Annotated in this window: 30 protein-coding genes and 1 tRNA gene; 6 read left to right on the top strand and 25 right to left on the bottom strand. The window is 36.8% G+C overall.

What is annotated here, in order from left to right:
• Positions 1 to 662: 662 nt before the first annotated feature.
• From RFX69_RS12170 to RFX69_RS12125, 10 genes are all read right to left on the bottom strand, one after another.
• Positions 663 to 2,126: an ATP-dependent endonuclease gene (locus tag RFX69_RS12170; protein ID WP_005066920.1), complete on the bottom strand. Its 1,464-nt coding sequence runs from the start codon at positions 2,124 to 2,126 to the stop codon at positions 663 to 665.
• A gap of 712 nt (positions 2,127 to 2,838) precedes the next feature.
• Positions 2,839 to 6,261 carry a DEAD/DEAH box helicase family protein gene (locus RFX69_RS12165; RefSeq protein ID WP_005066924.1) on the bottom strand — a complete coding sequence of 1,141 codons (3,423 nt, stop codon included), beginning with the start codon at positions 6,259 to 6,261 and terminating at the stop codon, positions 2,839 to 2,841.
• 61 nt (positions 6,262 to 6,322) lie between these two features.
• Positions 6,323 to 7,513: a site-specific integrase gene (locus RFX69_RS12160; RefSeq protein ID WP_005066926.1), complete on the bottom strand. Its 1,191-nt coding sequence runs from the start codon at positions 7,511 to 7,513 to the stop codon at positions 6,323 to 6,325.
• A gap of 455 nt (positions 7,514 to 7,968) precedes the next feature.
• Positions 7,969 to 8,613: a hypothetical protein gene (locus tag RFX69_RS12155; RefSeq protein WP_005066928.1), complete on the bottom strand. Its 645-nt coding sequence runs from the start codon at positions 8,611 to 8,613 to the stop codon at positions 7,969 to 7,971.
• A 563-nt stretch (positions 8,614 to 9,176) separates the two neighbouring features.
• Positions 9,177 to 9,455, bottom strand: coding sequence for a hypothetical protein (locus tag RFX69_RS12150; protein ID WP_005066930.1), 279 nt, complete (start codon positions 9,453 to 9,455; stop codon positions 9,177 to 9,179).
• A gap of 60 nt (positions 9,456 to 9,515) precedes the next feature.
• Positions 9,516 to 9,857 carry a hypothetical protein gene (locus RFX69_RS12145; RefSeq protein WP_025469776.1) on the bottom strand — a complete coding sequence of 114 codons (342 nt, stop codon included), beginning with the start codon at positions 9,855 to 9,857 and terminating at the stop codon, positions 9,516 to 9,518.
• The gene (locus tag RFX69_RS12140) at positions 9,844 to 10,374 is read right to left on the bottom strand and encodes a hypothetical protein (protein WP_005066933.1); all 531 of its coding nucleotides are present in this window, start codon (positions 10,372 to 10,374) and stop codon (positions 9,844 to 9,846) included. The genes RFX69_RS12145 and RFX69_RS12140 overlap by 14 nt, the downstream gene beginning before the upstream one ends.
• Before the next feature lie 78 nt (positions 10,375 to 10,452).
• Positions 10,453 to 10,902, bottom strand: a complete 450-nt coding sequence (locus RFX69_RS12135; RefSeq protein ID WP_005066936.1) for a hypothetical protein — start codon at positions 10,900 to 10,902, stop codon at positions 10,453 to 10,455.
• A 57-nt stretch (positions 10,903 to 10,959) separates the two neighbouring features.
• Positions 10,960 to 11,286, bottom strand: coding sequence for a hypothetical protein (locus tag RFX69_RS12130; RefSeq protein ID WP_005066939.1), 327 nt, complete (start codon positions 11,284 to 11,286; stop codon positions 10,960 to 10,962).
• A gap of 44 nt (positions 11,287 to 11,330) precedes the next feature.
• Complete coding sequence (locus RFX69_RS12125; RefSeq protein ID WP_005066940.1) at positions 11,331 to 11,870, bottom strand: hypothetical protein; 540 nt, start codon at positions 11,868 to 11,870, stop codon at positions 11,331 to 11,333.
• Between the two features lie 118 nt (positions 11,871 to 11,988).
• On the opposite strand from RFX69_RS12125, the gene RFX69_RS12120 reads away from it, so the two are divergent.
• The gene (locus tag RFX69_RS12120) at positions 11,989 to 12,243 is read left to right on the top strand and encodes a helix-turn-helix transcriptional regulator (RefSeq protein WP_004735509.1); all 255 of its coding nucleotides are present in this window, start codon (positions 11,989 to 11,991) and stop codon (positions 12,241 to 12,243) included.
• A 29-nt stretch (positions 12,244 to 12,272) separates the two neighbouring features.
• Here RFX69_RS12120 and RFX69_RS12115 read toward each other — a convergent pair whose 3' ends face one another.
• From RFX69_RS12115 to RFX69_RS12105, 3 genes are all read right to left on the bottom strand, one after another.
• Positions 12,273 to 12,500: a helix-turn-helix transcriptional regulator gene (locus tag RFX69_RS12115; protein WP_004735507.1), complete on the bottom strand. Its 228-nt coding sequence runs from the start codon at positions 12,498 to 12,500 to the stop codon at positions 12,273 to 12,275.
• Between the two features lie 15 nt (positions 12,501 to 12,515).
• Entirely contained in the window at positions 12,516 to 12,674 is a 159-nt protein-coding gene (locus RFX69_RS12110) for a hypothetical protein (protein WP_004735505.1), read from the bottom strand.
• Between the two features lie 494 nt (positions 12,675 to 13,168).
• Positions 13,169 to 13,741, bottom strand: a complete 573-nt coding sequence (locus RFX69_RS12105; protein ID WP_025469777.1) for a TetR/AcrR family transcriptional regulator — start codon at positions 13,739 to 13,741, stop codon at positions 13,169 to 13,171.
• Positions 13,742 to 14,067: 326 nt separating this feature from the next.
• Here RFX69_RS12105 and RFX69_RS12100 point away from each other — a divergent pair, with 326 nt between their 5' ends.
• A complete protein-coding gene (locus tag RFX69_RS12100; protein ID WP_005066945.1) occupies positions 14,068 to 14,931 on the top strand; it encodes an iron-containing redox enzyme family protein in 864 nt (287 codons plus the stop codon).
• Positions 14,932 to 15,280: 349 nt separating this feature from the next.
• On the opposite strand, the gene RFX69_RS12095 is transcribed toward RFX69_RS12100, so the two are convergent.
• From RFX69_RS12095 to RFX69_RS12085, 3 genes are all read right to left on the bottom strand, one after another.
• Positions 15,281 to 15,616, bottom strand: coding sequence for a DUF6388 family protein (locus RFX69_RS12095; RefSeq protein ID WP_005066947.1), 336 nt, complete (start codon positions 15,614 to 15,616; stop codon positions 15,281 to 15,283).
• A gap of 505 nt (positions 15,617 to 16,121) precedes the next feature.
• Positions 16,122 to 16,197 (bottom strand) — tRNA-Thr (locus RFX69_RS12090).
• A gap of 124 nt (positions 16,198 to 16,321) precedes the next feature.
• Positions 16,322 to 17,566 (bottom strand): MFS transporter, encoded by a 1,245-nt coding sequence (locus RFX69_RS12085; RefSeq protein WP_271055987.1) that lies wholly within the window; start codon positions 17,564 to 17,566, stop codon positions 16,322 to 16,324.
• 138 nt (positions 17,567 to 17,704) lie between these two features.
• Here RFX69_RS12085 and RFX69_RS12080 point away from each other — a divergent pair, with 138 nt between their 5' ends.
• The gene (locus RFX69_RS12080) at positions 17,705 to 18,625 is read left to right on the top strand and encodes a LysR family transcriptional regulator (protein WP_000423162.1); all 921 of its coding nucleotides are present in this window, start codon (positions 17,705 to 17,707) and stop codon (positions 18,623 to 18,625) included.
• Here RFX69_RS12080 and RFX69_RS12075 read toward each other — a convergent pair.
• The gene (locus RFX69_RS12075; RefSeq protein WP_289332983.1) at positions 18,622 to 19,509 is read right to left on the bottom strand and encodes a DMT family transporter; all 888 of its coding nucleotides are present in this window, start codon (positions 19,507 to 19,509) and stop codon (positions 18,622 to 18,624) included. The two genes, RFX69_RS12080 and RFX69_RS12075, sit on opposite strands and share 4 nt — an antisense overlap.
• Before the next feature lie 228 nt (positions 19,510 to 19,737).
• Here RFX69_RS12075 and RFX69_RS12070 point away from each other — a divergent pair, with 228 nt between their 5' ends.
• Together RFX69_RS12070 and RFX69_RS12065 are read left to right on the top strand one after the other, a co-directional pair.
• Complete coding sequence (locus RFX69_RS12070) at positions 19,738 to 20,481, top strand: hypothetical protein (RefSeq protein WP_289332984.1); 744 nt, start codon at positions 19,738 to 19,740, stop codon at positions 20,479 to 20,481.
• A 24-nt stretch (positions 20,482 to 20,505) separates the two neighbouring features.
• Positions 20,506 to 20,898: a hypothetical protein gene (locus RFX69_RS12065; RefSeq protein WP_223082476.1), complete on the top strand. Its 393-nt coding sequence runs from the start codon at positions 20,506 to 20,508 to the stop codon at positions 20,896 to 20,898.
• A 43-nt stretch (positions 20,899 to 20,941) separates the two neighbouring features.
• Here the strand turns inward: RFX69_RS12065 and RFX69_RS12060 are convergent, their stop codons facing one another.
• The 6 genes from RFX69_RS12060 to RFX69_RS12035 all read right to left on the bottom strand — a co-directional run bounded on the left by RFX69_RS12060 (position 20,942) and on the right by RFX69_RS12035 (position 23,320).
• Positions 20,942 to 21,631: a hypothetical protein gene (locus RFX69_RS12060; RefSeq protein ID WP_001206513.1), complete on the bottom strand. Its 690-nt coding sequence runs from the start codon at positions 21,629 to 21,631 to the stop codon at positions 20,942 to 20,944.
• Between the two features lie 16 nt (positions 21,632 to 21,647).
• Complete coding sequence (locus RFX69_RS12055; RefSeq protein WP_252724890.1) at positions 21,648 to 22,055, bottom strand: Tox-REase-5 domain-containing protein; 408 nt, start codon at positions 22,053 to 22,055, stop codon at positions 21,648 to 21,650.
• Positions 22,056 to 22,127: 72 nt separating this feature from the next.
• Complete coding sequence (locus tag RFX69_RS12050) at positions 22,128 to 22,289, bottom strand: hypothetical protein (protein ID WP_271055990.1); 162 nt, start codon at positions 22,287 to 22,289, stop codon at positions 22,128 to 22,130.
• On the bottom strand, positions 22,289 to 22,633 hold the full coding sequence (locus tag RFX69_RS12045; RefSeq protein ID WP_000593051.1) for a hypothetical protein: 345 nt from the start codon (positions 22,631 to 22,633) through the stop codon (positions 22,289 to 22,291). Before RFX69_RS12045 ends, RFX69_RS12050 begins: the two co-directional genes overlap by 1 nt.
• Positions 22,626 to 23,123: a DUF4123 domain-containing protein gene (locus RFX69_RS12040; protein ID WP_000143219.1), complete on the bottom strand. Its 498-nt coding sequence runs from the start codon at positions 23,121 to 23,123 to the stop codon at positions 22,626 to 22,628. Before RFX69_RS12040 ends, RFX69_RS12045 begins: the two co-directional genes overlap by 8 nt.
• Positions 23,120 to 23,320: a hypothetical protein gene (locus tag RFX69_RS12035; protein ID WP_000897079.1), complete on the bottom strand. Its 201-nt coding sequence runs from the start codon at positions 23,318 to 23,320 to the stop codon at positions 23,120 to 23,122. Before RFX69_RS12035 ends, RFX69_RS12040 begins: the two co-directional genes overlap by 4 nt.
• Before the next feature lie 91 nt (positions 23,321 to 23,411).
• Between RFX69_RS12035 and RFX69_RS12030 the strand changes: the two genes are divergently transcribed.
• Positions 23,412 to 24,056: a hypothetical protein gene (locus tag RFX69_RS12030; protein ID WP_000142842.1), complete on the top strand. Its 645-nt coding sequence runs from the start codon at positions 23,412 to 23,414 to the stop codon at positions 24,054 to 24,056.
• 108 nt (positions 24,057 to 24,164) lie between these two features.
• Here RFX69_RS12030 and RFX69_RS12025 read toward each other — a convergent pair whose 3' ends face one another.
• Entirely contained in the window at positions 24,165 to 25,166 is a 1,002-nt protein-coding gene (locus RFX69_RS12025) for an aldo/keto reductase (RefSeq protein WP_000877465.1), read from the bottom strand.
• Between the two features lie 111 nt (positions 25,167 to 25,277).
• A complete protein-coding gene (locus tag RFX69_RS12020; RefSeq protein WP_002052189.1) occupies positions 25,278 to 26,180 on the bottom strand; it encodes an AraC family transcriptional regulator in 903 nt (300 codons plus the stop codon).
• Positions 26,181 to 26,559 lie beyond the last annotated feature (379 nt).

Below are 26,559 nucleotides of genomic sequence, written 5' to 3'. Positions count from 1 at the left end.
CCACGATACTGTCTAGGATCAAAGTTCAGCAAATATAGAGCATGGAATAATGTTAGCTTCACTAAGGAGCTGGCATTATTTTTTCTTATTATTTTAGCTATTTTAGTTTTATGCAGAATAACAAGTCAAAATAAATCAAAAACCAAAGAGATAGTAATTCTAGTATTCTTTCTGACATTGTTGGTTTGCTGCTATCATACTGAAAGTAACTAATTCGTTATATGAAAGATGTATTTGTACCTTAAAAACTAAAGGCAGAATTGAAATTGACAGATAACCCATACCACTTGCATTTTGGGAGGGGTAATGGTGCTTCACAGAAAAAATAATAAAAAAACAAAACACCACCTTGCCAACGGATAAAGCCGAAGAAAACAAACAAAAAACTCAGCAAAAAGAAAAGGCTCAGATTTCCCCCCTCACTCCTACATCATCTTTTTTGCTACAGCTAACAGCGCTGCTAGTGAGCATCACTAGACTAGACACTAGCCAGATGCTTAGATGTAGGAAAAAGGTCAGGGCCATCAAATAGATGACCTGACATATACAATCAAGACTGAATGGCAATTCCAAGAAAATCAAATGTTGAAGAAGTGATTAGATGAAATGAAACTGTATGTTACCTCTTTCATTAGTTAGGCATCAGAATAGTCCTATAGTCTTTAAAACCCATTAGTTTTAATAATTTTGATCATTTCTTGTATTGATGTCGCTAAATCACTTGAATCAAAGGTATTAGAATGCATGAAAGTATTTTCGGGATGGTGAATATGATTTCTAATAAAAGTCATTAATGTTACAGATTTAGGTGGTAAAGCTGTTCCATTTCTATCTCGAATCCATGTTTTACTCGTTGGGCATCCTTGACTATTTAACCATGACTCAAATGTATTTTCTGAATAGCTTTGGGACTTTTCCTGTAAATACCCATATAACTCATTATGTAAATCAACGGTTGGCAAATTATAAGCTTTATAGTTAATCTCTCCCCATGTAGGGCTCCATGGGAATAAATAATCCATATTAGCTTTTGAGATTATATTTTTATGGTCCTCTTTTTTAAATATAAAAATTCCCACATTCTTTAATGATGGTGAGTTAAGAAAATAAGGAGAATGTGTTGTGACGAATATCTGTTTATGCTTGGATAACTCCATAAGTGCTTCACATAACTTCATTTGTCCCATTGGGTGCAAACATATTTCTGGTTCATCAATGAATAAATAGAATGGTCTGGTTGATTGTTTATCTTGATCGAATGCAATTTCTTCTGCATAAATTTGAAGTAAAGCTAAAGCAACAGAACGCTGCATTCCATTACCCTTCTCATCCATTCTTACTTCTATTCCATCATTAATGTGTATGGATGATCCTTTAAAAAAAGATTCAATTTTAGGGAAATCAAATTGGAAATTTAAAGAGGCACTACCAAACTGATTAGTAAAAATAGAATTCAATCTGTTTTCAATTTTAGAAATCTTCTTTCGTAGTTCTGAGGAATGAGAGTTAAATACATCATTAAATTTCTTTGAAAAATCAATAAACTCTTCAGTTTTGGTGTGTTCTGCTGCGATTTCCTTTAGTAGTGTTCCGCATAAGGTTGATGTTCCGAAAGAAGCTTCATCATTAGGATTAGTATCAGCCCAGATAAAATTAGTTTCAAAGAGCTTTTTTATTGTTCCATCAAGTCCACCAGTATTAGTGAATATACCGCTATCTTTATTGAATGTTTTGAGTGTTCTAATATCAGAGGTTGATCTTGAAATTTTGAAATAAGATTTTCCTTCAGTACATTGATAGACTACTTGTTTGAATGGTTCTGCTTTATTCTCTTGGGCAAAGGTTTCGATGATATTAATTACGGCTCCAGTGAATTCTAATTCAACTGTAGCTTCTTCTGCGAAATCTCCAGTTATCTTTTTATGATGAATTATTTCCAAGTTCTTTTTGGTACTATTTCTAATGAAATCAATAGCCTCTAATACGGTGGATTTCCCGCTGTTATTTTCTCCAATAAAAATATTTAGACCACTTCCTTTTTCACCATTTGGAATATTAAAAGTTAAAAAATTACTCTCTTCAGAGAATCCTTTGAAGTTGTTTATTTTAAGGCTGTTTATATGCATAAGTAATCTTATATCTTGTTAAAACAATGAGTTGAAAATATATATATTTAATGTATATTATGCAATGGAATCTCTCTAAATCTTCCCCATAACAAAGCAAGGGCTTAAATGGGTGTTAGTTCCTTTAACTAACGTAATTAGATAGGGAGTTAAGACATGACCAAGAAATTAGTCAATGTACGAGCTTATAAACGCTATCGTTTAGGTGCTTGGGAGCATGTGTGTAAACACAAGCGATCTTATCCTAAACGTTAATTTATATAGAGAGATTCCACTCTAATATTGTATTAAATGTATGTATGCTTTTCTCTTACTAATAATATTTTTGATATAGAACATTAATAGTCCCTTTAAGGATAACACTTCACAAAGATGCCCATTAATTTGTGAAAAGGGCTTAAAGTAGAAGAAAACAGGATTATTCTTCTCTCCTCTGGGGGAGGGTATGGATCGTGCGCCAAAGAAAAAAATAGTAAAAAAAGCAAAATACCACCTCATCAGTGGATAAAGCCGAAGAAAATAAACAAAAAACTCAGCAAAAAGGAAAGGCTCAAATTTTCCCCCTCACTCCTACATCATCTTTTTTGCTACAACTAACAGCGCTGCTAGTGAGCAACACTGGAGTAGACTAGCAAGATGCTTAGATGTAGGAAAAAGGTCAGGGTCATCAAATAGATGACCCTGACACTTCCTAAACAGATCGAATCAAGCATTATGCTACCTGATCTAATCCTTCACCTTCACCTTCACCTTCACCTTCACCTTCGATTTCATCTTCATCCTCTACTTCGTCGAAATAGTCTGGCTGATCAGAAGGAGTGATAATCTTAAACGGAGATTTAGGCCCTGAGATCAAAACACCTGTAACAGGGTTAAAGATTCGCTCCCCTAATTGGAACTCTTCTAGAGGTTTTAAATAAGGTTGCTGATACTTAGCGATTGCAAGGAATTGATAATTTTCGTAAGCAATTCCCGTAAATTCTAAATAGCGTGATGCAGGTTTTTTAGCATTACGGTCATTCACAGAAAAATATTTAGCGAAGAAGTTTGCAGCTTTACTTGGGTCGATACTGACTTCTTTGGTCTTAGAGTCTACTTTAACTCCAGATACAAGTTTATCTTTTATTACCTTCTTGAAAGGAATGGCAGTCTCTTTCTGAACCTGTTTAAATCCCTTTAATAGCCAATCAGCTGCATCGTTAGGAGTTAATTGAAATCCGTTATCTAAGTAGCGTTCTGGGTAATAGCGATAAAACCGCTTAATGAAATAATGTACGACGACATTTGACTTATAAGCTCTAGCGATACCCATAACAGTGCTAAACTGTTTTTTCTCAATGATTGTGTAGATATCGTTTAGATTACCAATCACTGTAGACAGATGTGCAATTTGCAGTAGAATTTCTACAGTAACTGCATGAGAGGGGACATCATATTGAGCTACAAGCTGCTCAATGAATTGCTCATCTTCTTCTTGTCGACGAAGAATACTTGTACCAATATCTTTAAGCCTTAACGAGCTATTGTGAGCCTGACTCTTCTTTTTTTTCTTTGAAGCACCATTTGTTCCTTCATTTTTTTGACTAGAGCCTTTAGAAATATTATCTGTTTGATCACTCTCCTGACTAGGTTTTTCGTCAACGTTGACAGCTACCTTACTCTCATTACTAGGTTCTTCTGCTCCTTCATCTTTTTGACTAGATTCTTCAGCAGTACCATCAGTTACTTTGTCCTCTGTACAAGGTTCCTCGGTCGCATCATTAGCTATTTCTTCTCCTTGATCAGATTCCTCGCTAACATCTTCTGTTATTTGGTTTTCATGACAAGGTTCTTCGATAATATCTTCATCAGTCATGTCCTCATCTTCATTATGCACTTCGACAGCACTTTCAGTTTCCTGAGAATCCTCGATATCATCCTCATCAAAAACATCGACTGGTTCACCAGTTGTATCTGCTACCTTCACTACTTCATTTTCAATCACCATAGTACGTTTATTGTCTGATTGATCGTTAGCACCCTTCTCAATAGGACACGGGATAGTTGATGACTGCATTCTCTCTTTCTTCAGCTTTTCTTTAAGCTTTTGGAATGATGTAGGGGGCTCTTTTTTATGCTTTTCATTAGCCTTCTGGTCATCATCCTCATCAAAAACATCCTCTGTTTCAGCATTTGCATTATGTACCTTAACAGCTTCATTTTTAATGAGCATAGTGCGTTCATTGTCTGAATGATCATTAGCATCCTTCTCAATAGGACATGGGACAGTTGATGACCGCATTTTCTCTTTCTTCAGCTTTTCTTTAAGCTTTTGGAATGATGTAGGGGGCTCTTTTTTATGCTTTTCATTAGCCTTCTGGTCATCGTCCATTTTATTATTTGGGATGATTCCCTGCTGTTTTAGCGCTGCTATGCCGCTCTTAGCGGGTTTGTTTTCTTTTTCAGGTTGCTTAGCATTTTCTTCTACTTGAGTTTTCTCGTCAGACTTTTCGCTCACATTGTCAGTAACTTCTTTATCCTGACTGGTATTATCAGTACTTTGACCTGCTACTTCAGCTTTTTGAGCTATAATCGGACTAATGTCATCAAATTCAGCCTCCAAATCAATTTCTACATAAGAGATTTTTTTGGCCTCTAAAAAAATTTCAAATGCTGGAACAATACTCGCCTTATAAGCGTCATCACTGGCTTTCTTCTCTTCGTCTAAAAACTCTTTAATATAGCTAGGCAAAGTACAATCGTTAATAATACGGTGCTTCACTGTACATGTTGGCAAAAGCTCTGTTACACGCTCTTTGAAAAGATAAAAGTTAGAATAACAATTGGACTTATCCATACGATAATAATTGGCAGCAATACTGGCGATATTATGAACAGCTTTGCCACAATGCACTGCAAACAGCTTAGCTCCTGATAATTCGTTAAATGTCTCATTCAGATATGTGACACGTTTATAGATACTTTTAACCTCTTCTCCTACTTCCTCTATATCCAAATCATAGTCGTCCATAAGTTCTGACAAAAGATTAGCAATTTCGGTTAAACGATTAATAAACCGCTCATTCTTCTCTAATTTCTTTTGCTTTAACGCATGCATATCTACGATATGGTTAAGTTCAATACCTGTATGGTTCACCATAAAACAAGGTACTGCTGTTTTACGTAAACGACCAAGAAACTGGACTAATTCCTCTGGGTGAGCATCTGTTCCAATCACAAAAACAGAATCTAGCTCATCATTTAAATTGTTGATGTTGACTGCTTCATCCATAATTGAAGTACAAAATACAACGTCTACATCACTCGGGATTTTTTGAGCCGTAAAAAAGTTCTGGACCTCAGTCGTATCTTTATTCTTGCTATGAATAGTTAAAGTATGAGCGTTGTGAAATCTCTCCAACAGTGCTGCAACACGTTCACATTTGGTACGGTGGTTAAGACGTATAATAATTTTCTTCCGTGTACCTTGTTCCTGCATTTTCTTGAGGCGTTCAATAACAAAAGGAATGAAACTAAATTGATTGCCTTTATCAATCAATAACATTTCTAGAGACCGCTTAAGGCCGACTTCTTCAAGATCAACCTTATAGATGTAATCCAGAGGTAGTTTTAGAGTTTCCCAACAATGATCAGTGAAAGTCGCTGTTAGAAAGAGGACAGTTCTGAATCCTTTCTTATGATTAATCCGAAAAATAATAGAGTTAATGGCATCATCCCGATAACTTCCTGCTGCATAGAGCTTATGACATTCATCAACCACCAATAACGTACTCTTACGTTGAGCAATAGATAACTTACTCACAATTGCTTCCATTTTGTCGTAAGTTGCAACGACAACAAGTCCATTCTGTTGACTGAGTTCATCTTCAGTCGGACTTTTTTTGTCGTAATAAAAGCGATATTGAATGGAACCAGAAACATCTCCATAAGTTGTCTCTAGCTCTTTCACTTTCAGAACTGATGGCACAAGCATAACAATGATGGGGTGCTGCTTCGGATAATCCTCCATAATGGTTGTCGTCTTACCAACCCCAGTACCCGCTTGAATAAGGGTGAACTTATTTTTTTGAACAGGCAGTGATAAATTACTTAAATATTGCCCTTTTTTTAGGGTCAAAGTACTTATTTTAGACATGAGTAGGCTCCTTGGATGTAATTGCTTACACCCAGTTCTAATTTTGTTAATACGTTTCTAGTTAGGCTGCATGACTACTTTGAGCACGAATGGCAGCAGCAACATCCTCTGAGGCTTGTTTTAAGGTGCTGGACTGCAAATGTGCATAGCGTTGGGTAGTCTGTGGTGATGCATGACCCAATAAATGTTGTACGACATACAGGCTTTGACCACTATTCACAGCAATGCTTGCAAAGTTATGCCGTAAGTCATGGATTCGAATATTCCGAATCGAAGCAGCTTTCATGATGCGTTGAAAGGTCTTTCGCATGTCGTTAAACGGTTGACCTGTCATCGGGTTCGCAAAAATAAATGCATGTTGTCGTGGTAAGGAATGCAGTATTGCAAGTGCATCCTGATTCAACGTAATACGTCGAGCCTTACCAGACTTGTTTTCACCTAGAAGCCATACACCTGTAGTGAGATCAACATCAGTCCACTTCATGTCCATTGCTTCACGCTTTCGGACTCCCGTAAGTAGTAAAAACTTGACGATAGCGACAATAATCAAGTTGTCTATGCCATGCTGATGCGGTGAATTCAACACATCCATTAAACGCTTGATCTCTTGAGCATTGAGATAACGCTCAATCTGATTGTTTTCCTTAAACTTAGGCACCTTGCTTACAGGGTTAACCTGTATCAAGTCATGATTAATTGCCATATTAAACATGACCGAGAGTAGCGCCCGAACCCGATTGATTGAGGCATTGGTTAAGCCCTTTGAACGTAACTCGGTCAATAGCTTATTGAGCATTCCAGCATTGATATCCTCAAATGGATAATCTCCAATGACTGGCAAAATATGCATTCGTAATTTTGCTTCATCATCCTTATAGGATTTTTTACGCATCTCAGCACTTGGCATATAGATCGATAAAGCAAACTCACGCAATGTATTTGCAGGTTTTACCACATCATCGAATGGTGCTAGGCCTTGAGCGATTCGTTGATGAAATCCCTGCATCTGAGAGAGTAGTTTCTCTAAGTTTTGGTCAAAATCAGCATGAGAAAATGTACCTAAACTTTTTGAGATTTTCTTACCTTGAAAGGTTAAGCGAGCTAGAGTACGGACATGCTGTGCCGTAATCACAAAGCGTAATCCAGTTACCTTGAGGTCTGGACGATACTTGCGAATATCAAATTCTTTACCAGATTCAAAGTCAATAAGAGTAGGGGCTTTACTTGAAGCCTTAATAGATGAGTTGGCCATATTCTTGATCCTCTTGATTTAACAATCAAAAAAAGAATATGTGCCTAAAAAAGTATTTAAACACGCATAGCTATACACCCTTTTATCTTTAGGGCATCGTATTGTTGGGATGTCCATCGGGGAATTTGTTGACATATCTGACTCCTTATAGCTTTAAAAGGCGTAAGAATCCCTGACCCGTAATAAAGGTCATAAATTTGAAGGGGGATAGTTACGAGAGTTTCTTCTATAAAAAAATATCTGACTGTAATCGAATTAGATTACGGTCAATGTCTTGGTATCCCTTCCGGACGGGATTCCCAAATACTCAGCATTCACTACGTTATGCTGGAGATAACATCATAATGAGGTATATCAATTAGCTTAAAAGTTTGCCTGTACGAAACTTTTGTGAGTAGTTCAATTCTAAAGAGTTTTGTCTTTTGCTATTTGCTCAAGACTACTAATTTAATAATTCAGAGTAAATAATTAGGCCAACTCGCTGATTCTGGATTGAATTCTTGAAAGCTCTTTAGGGGAAGCATTTCATTAATGTTTAATATCTGCTTAGAGTTACCGTTATAGTGCTCCAAATCAAGAAGACGAATTATCACAAGACCTTTAATTTTAGCCTCGTATTCAATGGAATATACACCTATAAGTGCATTATCTAAATTTCCCTGTTTTTTGAGTGATGAAACGATAATAGCTGCTCTTGCTCTATAAACATGGCAGAAAAATTCAAATTGCCCTTTTTCGATATCTTTCTTAGTAAAAAGGATTGGGCAATTTTTTAGGATTCGGTTTTTAGGATCTAAAATAGGTGGAATAGACATACAGAAATCATTTTGATTAAGTCTAGCCATCCCTTTGAGCATTTCCTCTAATTTGAAAACACAGAGTTCTTTTTTTGAAACTTGTTCCAAAAAGTCTGGACTAATTTTGTTTATTTCACTCTTAGAGCGTCCGCGGAAATCTGCATAATACGTTGCGATTGAATATTCGCTCGAATTTACGGGAATTGTTAGGGCCGGATCACGATAATGGGCTACACAATTTTGCTTATCAAATTTAAAAAAATTCGTAACGTGACCTAATGTGCAAAGATCTGATTGATCCATGATAAATCTCCATAAATATAGTGATTAAATAGTGGTCTTAAACTCAATGTGGAGGCATCTTATGAGAAGATTTATTTGGATGCAATAGGGAGGGATTCGGCTAAATTATGTATTTTAAGAGCATATTTACGTGTATTTTGATCGGTGTGTATATGTCATCGGGTTGTGCTGGTGAGATATTTTAAAAAACCATAAGTTATTGTAATTAATTAATTATTTATTTTTTACCAAATGGTAAAAATAGCTTTCTCCCTATAAGTCCTTGCCGAAATGGGGAATGGATGATTCGAAAAGGATATTCAGGAGGAAGAGGTGAAAATTACCAAAATGACCTGATAAATGTCAGCTACTTTTTACCCTGTTTTTTGTGTATTTTTCAACTATTTTTGGGGGTGAATTTTTATATCGAATGATTCTTTTTTGATCAAAATCGGACCCACAGACTAGTAGAGAGAGGAGCAGTAAATCAAAAAAAGCTATCATCTGTTGAGTGTGTTCAAAAAGAAAAAAGATACCGTATAGCTCATTTTGCTATACGGTCTATTTACGGTTTTTTGGTCAGGTCAGTAATCTATGGGGAGTAAAATTGTGGTGATAGATCGATCAGCTTCGGTAATCACCCAGACTTTTTCATTACCAAAATCGTAGCTTGAGAAAATTCGATGATCCTCAATTAGAGCCTGTTTGTTTGCTTCTTGGTCAGCTTTATTTAAATCACCCCAGTCACCATGTTGATGACGATGGAGTAAATCCAAAGGGGGAATATCGTGCTGATTCATGAGCTCTAGTGCATTTTTAGTAGCCACGACTTGTCCCAAAGCGAATAAGATATGCCTTGTCATAAAATAGCCTTAGATAAAAATTAGAAAGAGGTTTGGTAGGAAAGGGTGCTGTAAGCAGCTTTAGATCGCAGTCAAAGAATAATTGAGTAATATGTCATTAGGAACATAGATTAATATACCCTCATTGTCATTGAGCAATACATAGATCTCGTACCACTCCTCTTTCTTATCAACATACTCCACCTCACCTAAGTGAAGTTTTTCACTAAGGCTAAAGGTCAGATGGGCAAGTGGTTCTGATAAATCAGATTCATTGTCACAAATAATAAACCACCCATGAAGGGTGGCTTGATAAGGTTCATCATATTGCTGCTCTAAAGTCAGCATGTGGTTAGAGATACTATCTTTAATCGCTTCATTATACAGATGCAGTAAATCATCTTTGGTTTTAATGCACTTCATCATGCGCTTGTTCCTCAAGTTCGGCTTCGATAGATTGATTCTTAGGTTTCGGTCCACGTTTGGTAGGAATCTTGGTTTCTATCGTTTCTTGAACATCAGTTTTACCCACTATTTCTTCAAGGCGAAGAGGCCATAATTCGTATTCTTCGATCACCTCCAGTAAGCGGGCTGTTTGAGGATGTAAGCGAATAACTTGTTGATCAACTAAAGCAGCACCCAAGAAACTATAGTTGTTGACTGATTTCCCAATAAATAACCCCTTCAATGCAGTTGCATGAAATGGCTTTCCTGACTGTAATAACACCTTTATCGTTTTAAGGATGTCATCCACCTTGATCAGTTCAGAGCTAAATCCACCTGATGATTCATTGTGGCTTAAAGCAATACCTAGAGATAAATCATCATTGTCTTGCCAAAGTTGATAATGCAATTGACCTTTAGAGCGATCAGAAAGCTTGTTGCAAATAAAGGTCTTGATGAGGGTTTGATTCACTTTGTCGAATACACGTTGTTGCATGTTGAAATTCCTTAGAAATAAAAAAATCCCGATGACCTGTGAAGATCATCGGGACTGATAAGTTGAGAGGAGATATATTTAGAACATGGCCTTACATGATGCTATGTCTTTCGCTACAGTTTTAATGCTGTGCGGATTAGGAGTGAAGGTTGTTACCTTCTTATTGTTCACGAAGACATCAATTTTCTTGGCCTTAGCAATGCCGTGAGAAAAATCATACCAAGCATTTGCTCCATTTCGCCATTTGGTTGAACCCGCAGGGGAAACAGAGGTTTTGCCATCCAATAAGAAAGATAAAGGGTATTTAGAGTCAGTATTCTCATACCGATTTTTCTTGGTTTGTAGATGTGCAGAATGATCATAATCATCACCTGCACCATCATTACAGACAACCCAAAGTGTATTGCCCTTGGTATCTTGAATAGAATATTCAATAAAGCCTTGAGCATAGCTTGATTGCCATACATTCGGTGCTGCATGTGCAAAGCTAGTAAAAGTAAGTAGTGAAACAAGTAATAATTTTTTCATTGGTATTCTCGAAAAGAATTTTTGAATTAAGGTGATTCTCTCATCTGGTCGTTCAGCTTACTTTGCTTTAGATTGAGTCCGTTTGCATGGTCGAATACTTTGAATGTATTGACCGTCTCCCGTGTCCTGAAAGAAACCATGTTTAGATTGGACTTCCAGACATTGACCCTTTTTAAATGGTTTAATCTGTTTAGCCACTCTTTCAGGAAGAGCATACATATTGAGGATGACTTCTCCCTTAGTCGTGTTGAATATCACAGCTTCTTCACCGAAACCGATATTTTGCTTTAAAGTGATTTTTTCAGTTTTCGCCGTTGCAACAGAGCACATCAATAAACTAAATAAGCCACAAGTGAGTAGCCGAACCATTTTGAAGGTCTTCATGAGTGTTCTTCCTTATAGATAAATGAAAGTTAGTCTGTGATGAGCTATCTGCGCTGTTCTACCTTTTGTACTTCACGCTGTGCGCATGCATTCCATTGGGGAGAAGCTTCAACATATTGAGAACAGTTCATCAGAGCACCCATAGAAGCCTGTTGCATGGTGCCAAGCATTTGCCCGTATGCATCAATATCAGCAATTGAAACATCACCTGCACGCTTGGTTTGAGTCGTATACTGACGTTGGGTAGCTTGTTCAGCTTTCCTTTGTTGCTCCAATGCTTGTTGAGCACGAAGTTCCTGTTGCTTCAATACTAAATATTCTTCCTTAGTATTAAAGTCAGCGAAGCCAGTAATTTCTCCAGCAGCGTTGTATTTCAAAGCCCGCCATACTGTTTTCCCTTTTTCAGTTACAGGGATAATGCCATCAGGTGAACTCATGATTCGTTGAGCCATTTCCTGTTGTTGCTGAGCCTGATAAGAAACCACCAACTCATTGGCTGAGTTAGCAACTTGTTGAACATCTGGATTACCAGAGAATGTAGCAACTGCAGTAAGTGCAGAGCTAAGTAGATTTGAAAACCCCATCTTTATGCACCTTATATTTTCTCGTTAGAAAGTGAAGACTTAGTTCTGATTTCAGGAATAGTTACACATTACATGTATCTATATTGGGTACAAAATATATTGTATCGATAATAGGTACATGACAGCAAGTATCAATACCCCAGAAATGCAGGCTTTAACTAAGTGGTTGAAGCAAATGCGGGAAGAACAACATCTCACTATGCGTGCATTAGCCGAACGCATGGGTAAACCACACTCGTATGTTCAAAAGGTTGAACAAGGTGAGCGTCGGTTAGATGTTGTAGAATATGTATGGTATTGCCGTATACTTGAAATTACCCCAGAAGAGGGGTTGGAGCAGATCAAACAAGCGATTCCAGCATCAAGAGATTGATATAGATCATAGTAACCATAAGAAGGGAGTTACTTGTTTTGCTCTTGGGGATCAAGGTCAATTAAGCGAATACCCTGATGAGGGTCAATGTTCAAGGCTTGGCAATAATAAATAAACTCAACGACCTCCAAGCGATAATCACCATGCTCCACATCTTCAATGTATTGCAAAGGTTTCCCAAGCTTATGAGCTAATTGCTGCTGAGTTAGATCATTGAGTTCACGTTGCTGTTTCAGCCATTCTTTCAATGCTTTCATTTTCACCTCCATGTATTAAATAATAACCCCAACTACAGCATGTAGCTTAGTGAAGACATGCGTGTCTTGGTCATTGCAGATACGAATCGCATGTGCAATGGATTGGATTTGAGGGTGAGGAATTGATGCAAGGATATCGGAAACTGTATCAAGTTCGGGAAAGTATTTCTTCATGGTCACTCCTATGTAAATAGACCATGTAGATAATATCTATGCAAATTGAAGGCAAATACAGAAGTCGTTCTCTTCCTCCATAAAAGCTAAGCAATTTGGCCCCGCAAAAAAGGGGGATATTTTAACAAAACTCCCCATAACCATCAGGCATTCCCCCTAGATGTCCAGTCCGAAACAGGAAATGTAAGGAACCTTAAAAATGCCTCTTTAAATATCATATTCATAAGCTTCAAATTCTTCTTTTATAACTTATTAGATTTTATTGTGTTGGTCTTTTTACAAGCAATGTCTTTCAAGAGAATAGAGTTGACCTAATTTATTAGAAGGAAGAGTTTCTTAGTAGAATTTCTTAGAAAATTCCTATATTTGTCTAGACTAATTATATAAAAAATAAATTATTGGTAAGATTAATTTACAATAATTTCTAATTGAGCTTGATGAAGATAGTATAGTTAAGCCTTGTTGATATAATTAATAAATATCTTTTAACCGAATCAAGCAACTTCCGATTTTATAAGGTTTTCAAGGTTGATTAGTTTTTTGATGTAAGACCATGTTTTCTCTGGATTAATTAGAGATTTGTTGACTGTGCCATCAATAATAAGACCATCGACAATATTAAGAAATAGACTTGTTAAACCAGCCGCATCTTCCACTTTTAATTTTATTACAATTGAAAAAACTAAATTATAAATCCATGCACGATAATCATTGATAGGATTTTTTACAGATGGATACGTTTGAATAATTTCCATTGTTGCTTTCTTGAATAGACAGCCATTGAAATCGTCAGTATGAATCCAGTTAATATACCAATTAAATACACTTTGTAACTGAGTTAAAGGTAGATCATTAGCGTTTACTTTTTCAAGAATAGCCTGTTGTATGTCACTATTTCTTTGATATAGACATGCTTCAATAAGGTTTTCTTTTGATGGGAAATACTTATAAAAAGTCATTTTAGCAACATTGGATTCAGCTATAATTCTATCAACTCCTATAGAGTTGTAGCTTTTCTGGTTAAAAAGCTTTAATGCTGTTGTTATAATAGTATCTTTTTTTGACATTGATTGCCCCATAATAAATCTTTTTAAAATAGTATACTCTATTAAGATAGAATAGTTATATCAAATCACTCTGTATTGTATCAATAATGTTTCTTTAATTCAATAATTTAGCTATATATAAATATGAATTTTTTGTGAAAATAGTCACACTAATTTTTTATTAAGAATAAGATGAAAACATAGATTGATTTGTAGTAATAATAAACCTAATATCAGATTGTTAAGGATGAGCATATAGTCTTCTTTTTTAGCAATTGGATGCAAGGGTGAAATAAAGGGGGCTCATAACTTAGCCATAAGAAAAAACCTAGTTATTGAGAATGAATATGTCTAAAAAATTCGAAGATTTTAATAATCCACGGCAAAAAGCATTACAGGGGATGAGGAATAGTATTCCTGCAGAACAGTGGGAGGAAAATCTCCTGTTTCTCCAACAGTTACGTAATAAAATAGCAGCGTTGCCAGTGTGTAAACATCCTGCAATTGAATTGTTAAATAATGGAAAGATTGATAAAGCTTCATTAACAAAAATCCATTTGGAATATCGTCATGCCATTGTGCAGATTTTTACTGATGCGTTATTAATGGCTCAATTCCAGACAAAACAACTAGAGCCATCTCTCCCATCTGGATCAAAAATGTTTCCACGGGTCTTATTGAGTTTGAATATACTTGATGAGTTTGGTTTCCGACCAGGATTAGATTCAGAAGGTTATTATCTTGGTAATCCTGAATATGCACATTATCCTCTATATGAGGATTTACTAAACGATTATGGTTTGAGTGAGCAGGATCGTCGAAATTTTCAACCCTCGCAAATAGCAGACAAAGTAAGAACCTTTTTAGAATCATCTTATGATAGCTATATTAATGTAGTTGCACTGCTTGCCGTCGCAGAAGAAGAGGTAATCCTCTTTAGCCCACCTTTACGAGAAGCAACTAAAGCTGTCGGTATTGATATCGAAGGTGGAGGGTATTATCACGTTCATGGTGTATCTACGGATGAAACTTCTGAAGCAGCAGATGATGACCATGAAGATGATTTATGGTTTGCATTGGCACAAGCAATAACGAAAGATAACTATGAAAGTTTGACAACGTTGTGTATTGAATACTGCGACTTATGGAATAAGTTCTGGGATAAACAGGTAGCTGATTTAAGCTATATTGAAGAGAAAAAACTCGCCTGATTTCACTCAAGTAAGTAAGTGAATATATTCATTCATATCTAAGGCTAATAAGAACCTATTAATCATAATAGGTTTTTTTATTATCTTTCTGGAAGTAATTAGAATTTTATTTATTCTTTCCAATTGGTATAAGTAATCTAATACAATCAATAATATCGCCAATAAAAACAATATTTATTTTACGAAAATCCCCATAACCATCGGGCATTCCCCCTAGATGTCCAGTCTGAAACAGGAAATGCAAGGAACCTTAAAAATCCCTCCCTAAAAGCTACTCTAAAAAAATATCCATCAACCAAAGCAAAAAAATCCCCTATTAAACTACTCAATTACAGGGGAAGTACTTTGATCATAGATGGGATAAATGAGGGTTGATTGAAATGTAGTCCTGCCAGTCAATACCGAGAGAATTGGCAAGATTTTGGTGATAATTTTTTAGAATCTGATTCTTTTCATTTTCAGAAGCATCAATGAATTGCAGTACTAAATGGTTGGTGTCGATACCTAACTGGGTTGCATGTTCAACGAATCGTTGATTCATGACTTGTGAGTGAAGTGTTTCAACCGTAGTGCCTATACTTTCTGCTTCATCAACTGTAATACAGGCAAGCTCTTTTTGTAGGGCAGGATTTTGTGCAAGAAAAGAAGCCACAGCTTCACGGAAATATTCTGAATAGTCTTTCATGTTAGGTACTAAATAAAGTTTTTTTGAATAAACGCATCATAGTTGGAAAGTTTGGAGAAAAAAATATAAAGGGGATGTATTAAGTGTTTGTAGAGGATTTGGGGTATTGTCCAGAAGGGGCATAGCATAGTGTTACGGATAGGTTCATATAAAGCAAAACTCCCCAGAACTTTCAGGGGCCTAGCCTAGATGTCCTGTTTGAAACAGGAAATGCAAATAACCTTGGAAATTCCCCTACGCCTTAAGTTTTCCAAGCGTCCTGCTCTGTGTAGCGATAGCAACTCTGAAAAGTTGATGTATCGACATCGCAATACGCATGGAAAGCCAAAGAGCTGAAAACGGTATGGGGAACATGTTGGGTTGGGAATGGAAGTAGGTCCAATGACCTATTTAGACCATCAGACTATCGATCAAATGGACCACAAAATAGTCCGTTGGGCCAGAACTGAACCAACTTTATGGGCAACAAAAAACCCATAAATCAAATATTTATGAGGTTTAATGATGGTGCCGGCACACGGATTCGAACTGTGGACCTACTGATTACAAGTCAGTTGCTCTACCAACTGAGCTATGCCGGCGATGTGGAGTGAATTTTACAGTTTCTTAAAAAAAATACAAGCCAAAAAATGAGCATTTAAATTTTTTCATATGATTTTTAAATGCTCATTGGGTTTAGCCTAAAAAAGTTAAGGTTTTACTACATTAATGCGCTTTGGCATGTGATGTATAAACCGCTAAAAATATTCCAATTAAAGACAAGAACACGGTTAAACCGACAATCGCACTCCAGCCACCGTGTAACCAGAACCAACCGCCCGCCGAGCCGACAATACTTGAACCCATATAGTAAAACAGCAAGTAAAGCGAACTGGCATGAGCTTTAGCTTGTTTGCTTTCGGCACCCACAGAACTACTCGTAAGTGAGTGGGTAATAAAGAAGCCTGTGGTAATAAATGCGATGCCAATGATAATGCCGAAAAGAGAAGTGAGGAGGGTCATGAGACTACCCACGATCATAATCGCAAAGCCACTCATCATCATGGTTTTTTTACCAAAGCGATCGGCTAAGCTACCTGCCAACGATGAAGACACCATACCAAAGCTATACGACAAGAAAATAAGGCTAATTTGTGTTTGACTCAGTGAATAAGGTGCGCCGCTTAAGCGGAAGGTTGCATAGTTAAATAAGGTGACAAAAACACTGGTAAGCAAGAAACCAATCGCAAAAAGGCGTAATAATTTAGTATTGCTTAAATGAGCACGCCACATTTGCATGTGAAAGCCTAAATTCAGCCCTTTTTTCTGCACAAAATTACGCGATGCGGGAAGTAATTTTAAAAAGGCAATCGAGCAAATAAAACAGATTGCTCCAAGTAGGCCTAAAGCGGTGCGCCATGAAAAATATTCAACCAAAATACCCATACCGACACGGCCCATCATGCCACCAAAGGCTGTCCCTGCAATATATAAACCCATGGTTTTACCGAGGTGTTCAGGTGCAATTTCTTCGGCAATCCAAGCCATAGTCACTGCGGGTACGCCACCAAGCAGTAAACCTTCTAACGCACGTGCTATGAGTAAACTGTGCCAGTTCGGTGTAAGCATCGAGACAATATTTAAAATTGCGGCACACAGCATTGACGTAAAGATCACGCCGCGACGGCCAATCGCTTGTGAAAAGGCACTCGATAACACAATTGAAATTGCTAAAAAGGCAGTCGTTAATGACAGTGCCAAAGAGCTACTCGCAGGACTAATCTGAAAGCTTTGGCTAAATGCAGGTAAGAGTGGCTGTACACAATAAATGAGAGAGAAGCTAGCAAAACCTACGAGGAATAAAGCAAATCCTGCATGTTTATAAGCTTTAGTCCCTTTGTGAATCCACTCACGGGAAAGAACAGACGTTGCCTCAGTGTTTAAGGTACTGGGTGTAGATGAAGAGTTCATATCATGACCATGACAGAAAAAAGAGCAGTGGCTAAAGGCATGCTGCATCGAGAAAATTCGATAAATTAAAATTAGCAATTTAAAAGGTATTTTTCTAATATATTTAATAATGGGACAAGATATGTTTTATATATAGCAATGGAACTCAGGCATATACGCTACTTTTTGGCAGTAGCAGAAGAAAAAAACTTTACCAAAGCTGCGCAGCGCTTAAACATGAGTCAGCCGCCTTTAAGTATGCAAATACGAGACTTAGAAGAAGAGCTAGGTGCAGATTTATTTATTCGTTCGCCTCATGGGGTGGAGCTGACCGAAGCTGGGCTTGCCTTTTTAAATGCAATTCAGCCAGTGCAGCAGCGTGTAGAAGATGCAGCAAACCTTGTTAAACAGGTGGCAAATGGCGAAGTGGGTCAATTAAGGTTAGGTTTTACAGGTACTTCAATGTTGAACCCTTTAATTCCTAAATGTGTTCGCTATTTCCAGCAGCAATACCCGAAAGTAAATTTAAAGCTTGAAGAAGCCAATACCTTACTACTCATCGACTTATTGCTTGAAGACCGTTTAGATGTCGCAATTATTCGTTCGCCACGCAATATGCCGGATAGCCTCATTCTACAAGAATTATTGGCTGAGCCGCTCATTGCTGCTTTACCTTCAGAGTCTTTTCAACTCGACGATGCATCACAAGAAATTGATTTAACTGCGCTGCGAGAGCTTGATTTTATTGTCTCGCCACCTTCAGTGAGTGCAGGGCTTTTTGATGCGATTAAACAGGCCTGCCATGAGCGTGGCTTTGAACCGAAAATTGGACAAAATGCCCCGCAAATTGTGTCAATTTTATCGTTGGTGTCTGCAAACTTAGGGGTGTCTTTGGTTCCCGAGTCGACCAAACAATTGCAAATACAAGGTGTGGCTTATCGCTCTTTGAAAGCGCCTGTACCTACGGTGGGTTTAGGGCTTGCCTATAAAAAACATGCCCCTTCACAAATGGCGATTAACTTTGCCAGTGTGGTGCAAGTGGCTTGTCACCACGCCAACGAAATAAATGAAATCAGCTAGTTTAATTTCGGCGCTCTATTCATTAAAAAGATGCCTGCAATAATAAAAATCGCACCATATAAAAACGATAAAGTCGGCTGTTCATGAATGAAAACCCAAGCCATGAGCGCTGCAAAAATCGGCTCAGAAAGTTCGGTCACTTGTACCTTTGCGGCACTCATATAAGACAACGCTTTAGTGGTACAGAAAAAGCCGAGTATGGTTGGTAGAACAGCTAAACCAATCAAACCTAAAATGATGTCACTATTAAAAGTAATGCTATGCAAGTTTACTAAAAACGGAACCGCAAGATAAATGCTACCAAACAGCTGTAAGTATTTAGTCAGAAACAACCCGCCGTTTAATTTGAACTTTTTCACTAAAACCGAAAATAAGCCATAACCCGTACCGGCAATAGAAGCGTTGATCAGCATTAAAAGGCTATTTTCACCTTTCCACGAAATAATGCTAATCCCCGCAACTGCCAATAATGTTCCAATAAGCGAATGAATGTAGATACTTTCTTTTAAAATGAACCTCCCAAAAAATAGGGCAGAGATGGCAGCCGAAGCCATGAGTACCACTACCACATTGGCCGCAGCACCGTGGTTATAAGCAATGGTCTCAAAAAAGAATAGCGAGAAAATACCTAAAAAAGCACAGATAGCAATTTGAGCAAAAACGCTGAGTTTACTTGGCGTGCTGCTAATAAAAGCAATCTTTTGGCTAACAGGCACTTTAAATAAAAACACACTTAAAAAGAAAAAGGCGATAATGGTTTTTAAAAAGGCAATGTCTTGTGGGTTTAAACCACTGTGCATGAGTAATTTACTAATTACACCAATAGATGCATTTAAAGCCGCTGCACACAGTGCAAATAGGGTTCCAATAATTAAATTATTCACTCTTATAATTCTTCCTAATTTTTACGCATGCAGTCTACATTATTTTTTGGTTGAATATTCAATTAAAATAACCAGTTAAGGTTGAATGTTTTCAAAAATTTATTTTGTATGGATTTAACTATTTTTATAAAAACCTAAACTCTTCTAATAGACTTTTGTTTCAAATAATTGTGATTTATAGCGCCAGCTCATATTATATAATTAGTTAATTATTAAAGAATTTTAAAAATGATTAAATCGATTATTACAGGCTGCGCGGTTCTTACACTTTCAGCTTTAACGGTAACTCATGCAGAGTTTTCTTATGAACAAGAATTACAACAAAGCTGCAATAAAGTGAAGCAATACGCGAGTTTAGGCAAGAAATTCTACGATCAAAAACAATATAAAAAAGCGCTCGAAAATTTCCAAAACCAAGCCTCTTGGACTGCTTTTTGTAAAGCCAATGAAGATGAAACCACAGTTAAATTTACCGACCGTGATATTGAAGTTGCCAACAATAACGTGGGCTTAGCCTATGCCAAATTGGGTCAGCCACTTTGGGCAAGAGCATGGTTTATGCTGGATGAAAAATCAAAGTCTAGTCAATTTAACCTTAAGCAGTTGCCTCAACCTAAAGCATCAAATGATTTGACGGGTGAATACGTCCGTTACTCAGGTTTTGGTGAGTGGGATCACATCACGGTAAGTCGTAAACAGGGCCAATATGCCATTGGCTATTCGGGCGTTTACATGGGACTTAGAAGCTTAATTTACGGTCCAAATATGGGTGAGTTTGACACCAAAATGCCGTCTAATAAAAAGCAAACGGTTTATAAAAATGAAGACTGCCGTATTCAGCTCGATTTTAAAACCAATGAGAAGTTAGGCAATTATATTCAGGTTAAACAAAGCGAAGGTGAGTCGGGTTGTGGCTTTGGACATAACGTTTATGCCGATGGAATGTATTTAAAAGTTGAGTCTGGAAAATAAGATTAAACATATAGGAACACAATAATGAAAAATATATTTGTACCTTTACTACTTGTTTCTACAGCTATTTTTTCTGCTCACATTTATGCAGAGCCGACTAGTACCTGTAAGGAAGTGAAATTCCAAAAGGCCGATCAGGCTTGGAGTGGGCACTATTATTTACATGGTGTAATGGAAGTCGGTTCAGAACTTTTACTTCAGCCAAACGGCAAGTTTCAATGGATGCTCGCTGTAGGTGCTTTAGACCAATATGCAGAAGGCACATGGTGGAAAAATGGAGACTGTATTGGCTTAAAACCAGAGGCTAAATTTAAAAAGGATTTAAGTATTTTCCCTGAAAGCCTAACGATTTCGGATAAATCCTTAGATGCGATCTGGGAAGGTGGACGCCAGCAAGGCACATATAGCAAAGACTAAATTAAAAAGTCCGACACTGAGTCGGACTTTTTTATAAGTTGAATTAATCAAAAAATCCTTCTGGCAATTCTGTTTCAGGAATAACACCCAACTCAACGAGTGCAATCGAATTCTCTTGAACTATTTTCTTCAATTCTTCTGTTTCATCTGCCCATTTTTCATCAAACACAAGAATAGTACCACTGTTATATTGGTTCTCTACTTCAACCTTTTTATAAAGATGGGGTAAGTAATCTTCTGCAATCTTAACAGGCACATAGCAAACAGCAGTCGTCTCAAGTCTATGTGGAAATATGTTTATATCACCAAAGAAATAGGTATTTAGGTATACGTAATCATAATGAGCATATTTTAGTAAAACCTGAAATAGCTGAATAATTTGATCAGTATTTAGAACCTTTTTAAATATCATCATCAAGCCAAACGAATCATATCTTAGACTCGCAAATTGACTACTTTCTTCTAACCCATTCCATAATGGAAAACTTTCAAAATGATCTGAATCTCTAAGATTAAAAAGATACTTATGTGCCGTTTCAGAAGGGAAAGGGTAGTCTAAAGGTGCTTTAGTAGTATTCTCATCAGAATTGTTTACATACCAGTTCGCAAAAATTGGGTCAATTACCGAAATTTCTTTAACCATCAACTCTAAAGTTTTTAATTGAGCTGTAATTTCATTTGCAGTAGATCCAAGTCTTTTTGAAAAGCGTGTACTAAAGAAAAACTCTCTCATTCTGAAATCCTATTTTTTATAAAGGCATAAATATTGTGGTCACAATTCTATTGCTAATCGTATCGAAATGTCTTTTAGCTTCTTGTTCATAGAAGTACCAAGTCAACTTTGAAGTTTTAAGGCTGCTCTGTACTAATTTTTGACTACGGGCTTCTTTCACTAACTTGCCAAAAACCCCAATTTTAATAAATTCCTTCATTTTAGGGTCAAGGAATTGAGCATATCGGCCTTTTGCTTCGACCAAAATACATTCCATTGGCCATAAACCGTCAAAAGATACTCCGTTTACAAGCCACTCTTGAATATCTGTGGTTTCTTTTTTATTACCTGGTACAAGATAAGGTACTGAAGCTTTGAAAGTTAAAGGGTAACTTGAAAGATTTGCGATTTTGAGTTGATATTCAGTATTAATCTCATTGCCCATCGGGCGTTTTAACTGGTGTTTAACTCCTAGTTGGTAGGGTTCGCATTTATTACAACGCTGTTGTTTTGTTTGTTATGTCTTTACTAACTTCTTTTGCCAAACAATTGTAGCCATACCCTTAGCGGCTTCGGTCGCAATTGTTCGACCACCTTGTACAGCAATTACTTCACCCGCAGCAGGGGCAGCAGTTCGAGCTCCAGCCGCAGCAACGCCTCGTAATATTAACGGCCACATTAGTTATCCCTCAATTCATAAAATTCTAAGGTCGATAAAAGGTCTTTTCCCCGTAAATTAGAACCGTATATAAAATTTTGAATACCAGTGTTCTGAAGAACATCTTTTTTCATTATGGTATTCCATACAATGAGTTGAGAAATGACTTCATTGTCAGTTATTAAAAGCGAAACCAATAAATCAAAGCTCTTGTAAATCTTAGACTTCAGCTGTTCATAATTAACAGAATATGCTTTGAATGATTCTTTCTTATCAACGAGGTAAAGATAAATTTTTTCACAAAGTTCTTCTCTATCTTGTACTTTTTCAAGGCTATCAATTTGATTTTTATCTAGCTTAATCATTGTATTTCAACTCATAGCTTATGTCATTGAGTATATACGAAAGGGAATCAAGGCCTTCTAGTAGTTGCTTTTGTTGTTCACTGTTGAAAATAAGTGAAAGTCGGTTTAATACGCGAGGATCATAATATCTAAGAATGCCTATGCCACCGTCATCAAGTTCAATATAAAGTTTTTCCAAAAGCTTATTTTTTAATTGCTTAATATCTAGTTTGCTTTTAATCAAAATCATTGAATCTTTCGATTTCATGAGCTTAATTTGGCTTTCCACTTGTTTAAGGTTTAACTGACTTAAATCGAATAATAAAGGGCCATATTGATAAGCTTCTTCCTCATAAGTACCTTTAAATAAATAGATACAATCACCGTATGTATATTCAATATGGGATAGTTGGTTGTGTTCGAGTTGTGCTCCATCAACCAGTAGAAATAATTGCCCATCTTTACGATGATTAATAATAAAATTTTCTAAACTTTGATTCTTAAAAGTCATCTTCTTACAATCCCAGCACCTTCTTTAGCTGCTTTTATAAGACATTCAATACAAATAGGTTGGGGAAGGGCAATCTGAGGCATATTTATTTGAGCACCAGGCTTAAAAAGATGCTGACCAGCTTTAGCTTCAAACTTTGATGGAGTAATAAGTGTAATACCATTTTTATTGATAATAATCTGGGAACCACCAGCCATGATTCACCTATTATTTTGTTAAAAAGATTTAAAAATTAGCCTATAATTAAACCAATAATATTATTTTAATGTTTTTTATTCCACTGTATCTATGACTTTTATTGTTGCAATTCAATTAAACGATAGTGTTGTCGTTGCGTCAGATAATAAGAAAATTACTATTAAAGAAGATGGGACTATCCAGTTTTCTAATGTAAAGCTATCGAAAATATTTCCTTGGGCTCAAGGAGTTATTACTGGAACGGGGGAATATTTAGTCATAAGTCGATCAGTGAATATATTTAATAATATCGAAGGGTTATTGCCTCAATATTTGCCTGAATGTTTAGAAATATCTAGGAGATTAAGAGAATATGAAATTGGTAAGGATTACTATCAAGTTGCGAACAGTAAACTCATGTATTCAATGTATACCAAGACTGGTGCACAACTTTATCGTATTGAGACCTTTGATCCAAAGGATAAGTATCATGTTAAGGCAGCAGAACCTAGAGATATAACTATTTGGTTGTTCAAACCCTGTATTGAAACAATTTCTTTTGAGTTACGTGAGCTTTATGTTGATTTAAAAGACCGAGCATATTTTAAAAATGATAATGAATGGGTGAGCTATTATACGAAAAGATTAGCTCCAATTTTTAAAAAACAAAGCCAGCAGGACTATTTAATGAGCCCTAGCTTCGATATATTTTTTCAAACAAAAGACAGCTATATAATTGATCATATTACTAATTGATTAGAATTATTTTATTTACATAAGCTTATAATTAGGATTTGTTAATTTAGCAAAAGCCTCAGACTTCAACATCCAAGGCTTTTTTAAAACACTAAATATCCTTAATCATTAGTGATTCACCGCAGCAAGTTGCTGAGCGTTATAGCGTGCGCCCATGTTTGGGTATCTCGCGATAATCGCGTCGATTTCTGCCAAATCTGCCGCTGTTAAATGAAGGTCTACAGCACCCGCATTTTCCACAAGACGCTCAATTTTACGCGTACCCGGAATTGGAATAATGTCGTCACCTTGCGCCAAAATCCAAGCCAAAGCCAGTTGAGCGGCTGTCGCATTTTTGCTTTGAGCAAACTCGCTAAATGCTTGCGCCAAGCTTTGGTTATTTTTCCAGTTATCGCCCTGATAACGTGGTAACTGGCGACGGAAATCATTTTCGTCTAGGTTATTCACATCAAGCGTATTGGTAATTAAACCACGTGATAACGGAGAATACGGCACAAGGCTAATGCCTAACTCACGAATCGTTTGCAAATGGGTTTGCTCAAACTCACGGGTAAGTAGCGAATATTCATGTTGAACCGCTGCAATCGGGTGAATCGCATGTGCTTTACGAATAGTTTCAGCCGATGCTTCACTCAGCCCTAAATAACGAACTTTACCTTGTTTGACCAAGTCAGCCATTGCGCCAATGGTGTCTTCAACTGGAATGTTTGGATCAATACGATGTGCATAATACAAATCAATCACGTCTGTATTTAAACGTCTTAAACTGTTTTCGACCGCGACTTTAATCCACTCTGGAGAACCATCAATATAAGACTCTAAAGAGTTTTTCGGGTTAAGGTTATCTTCTTTATAACGAAAGCCAAATTTGGTCGCTAAGAATACTTTGTCGCGGTGTTTTTCTAAAACTTTTGAGAGTAAAACTTCGTTTGCGCCGTTGCCGTACATGTCGGCGGTGTCCCAAAAGTTAATGCCGAGGTCTAATGCCTTTTCTAGAGTGGCAATGCTTTGTGTGTCATCTGAGGCACCATAGGCAAAGCTCATTCCCATGCAACCTAAACCAAGTGCTGATACTTTTTCGCCTGTTTGTCCTAAAGTTCTATATTTCATTTTTCACACTCTTTTTGCAAAATCACTTGAGTAGAAAAACTATAAAATGCTTTGGCTCAAACTGACGTATAACATTCAAACCAATAATTATAAAATTCAAACAATCTGTTTTTAGGCTACACAGTCTTCACGGAATTTTTTAGGCGAAAAGCCAGTATTTTTCTTAAAGAAGTTGGTGAAATACGCTGAATATTCAAAGCCTAAGCTATAGGCAATTTCGGAAATATTCCAACTGGTGTGTTGTAGTAAAGCTTTGGCTTCTTGCGTAATACGCGAGCTAATATGCTCAGACGTAGTTTTACCTGTAGCTTCTTTTACAGCGCGGTTTAAATGGTTTACATGTACCGACAGGCCATAGGCATAGTCATTTGCAGTTTTGAGTTTAAGCTGAAAATGTGGTGAGTCGATTGGGAACTGGCGTTCTAATAATTCAAAGAATAAATGGCAAATCCGAACTGCAGCATTACTATGTTTTTCAAACTGTTGGGTTGGTTGCATTTTCATAGCTTCATGCACAATCAGGTGCAAATAGTTTCTTAAAACGTTGTATTTATGAATGTAGTCTGAATTTATTTCAGTCATCATCTTTTTGAAAATAAATGAAATTTCTTCAACTTGTTGATCGTTTAAAAAATACAACGGGTCGCCGTCAACTTTAAACAGCGGAGAGTCTTTTAAAAAACTTTGTCGCGATTCTTGGTTTACAAATTCTTCGGTAAATAGACAAAACCAGCCTGCCTGTTCAGGCGAATTAATTTCCCATGCATAGGGAACCATGGGGTTTGAGAACAGCAAAGCAGGGCGGTCGACTCGTATCCAGCGGTTGGCATAGTGAAGTTCGCCTGTGCCTAAAACCAGTGAAATTTTATAATAATCGCGGCGGCTATAAGGTGTGAGGAACGAGCAGGCATCGCGTTGGAACACGTTGAAATGTCCAAACGAAGTTGATGGAACCGAGTAATCGCTATCTCTGGTTAAAGAAAAGCGGCGATAAAAATCATGTATGGTTTCCATGTCTTTGCCTGCATGCGTTATCAATTTATTTAAATTTATAAAATTCAAACTTTATTTACTGTAGCTTTTATTTATAGCGCGATCAATCTGTTCATTTAAACAGGTTTGAAAATGAACGGTAAATTAATAATGAAATAAGCAGACAAACTAAACTTTAAGAAAATATATTCTTAAATCACTAGGCCAATGAAAAATAAAATAATCTTTATAAATGAATAGCCAATATCACATTGACACTCTAAAACTCGCGGATTATCCTTTGCCTGCTGGCCACATTGCCAGTCGGTTTTAGCAGGCCGTATTTACCCAACGCACACGAAAAAGTCTCTCTTTTTTGTGGGTATCCCTACGTGTCCCTCTCTGCGGCGGAATGATCTGC

Origin of the sequence: Acinetobacter sp. 148, from assembly GCF_031196675.1 — a bacterium.
GTDB lineage: Bacteria > Pseudomonadota > Gammaproteobacteria > Pseudomonadales > Moraxellaceae > Acinetobacter > Acinetobacter baumannii.
This window is presented reverse-complemented; position numbering and strand designations above follow the sequence as displayed.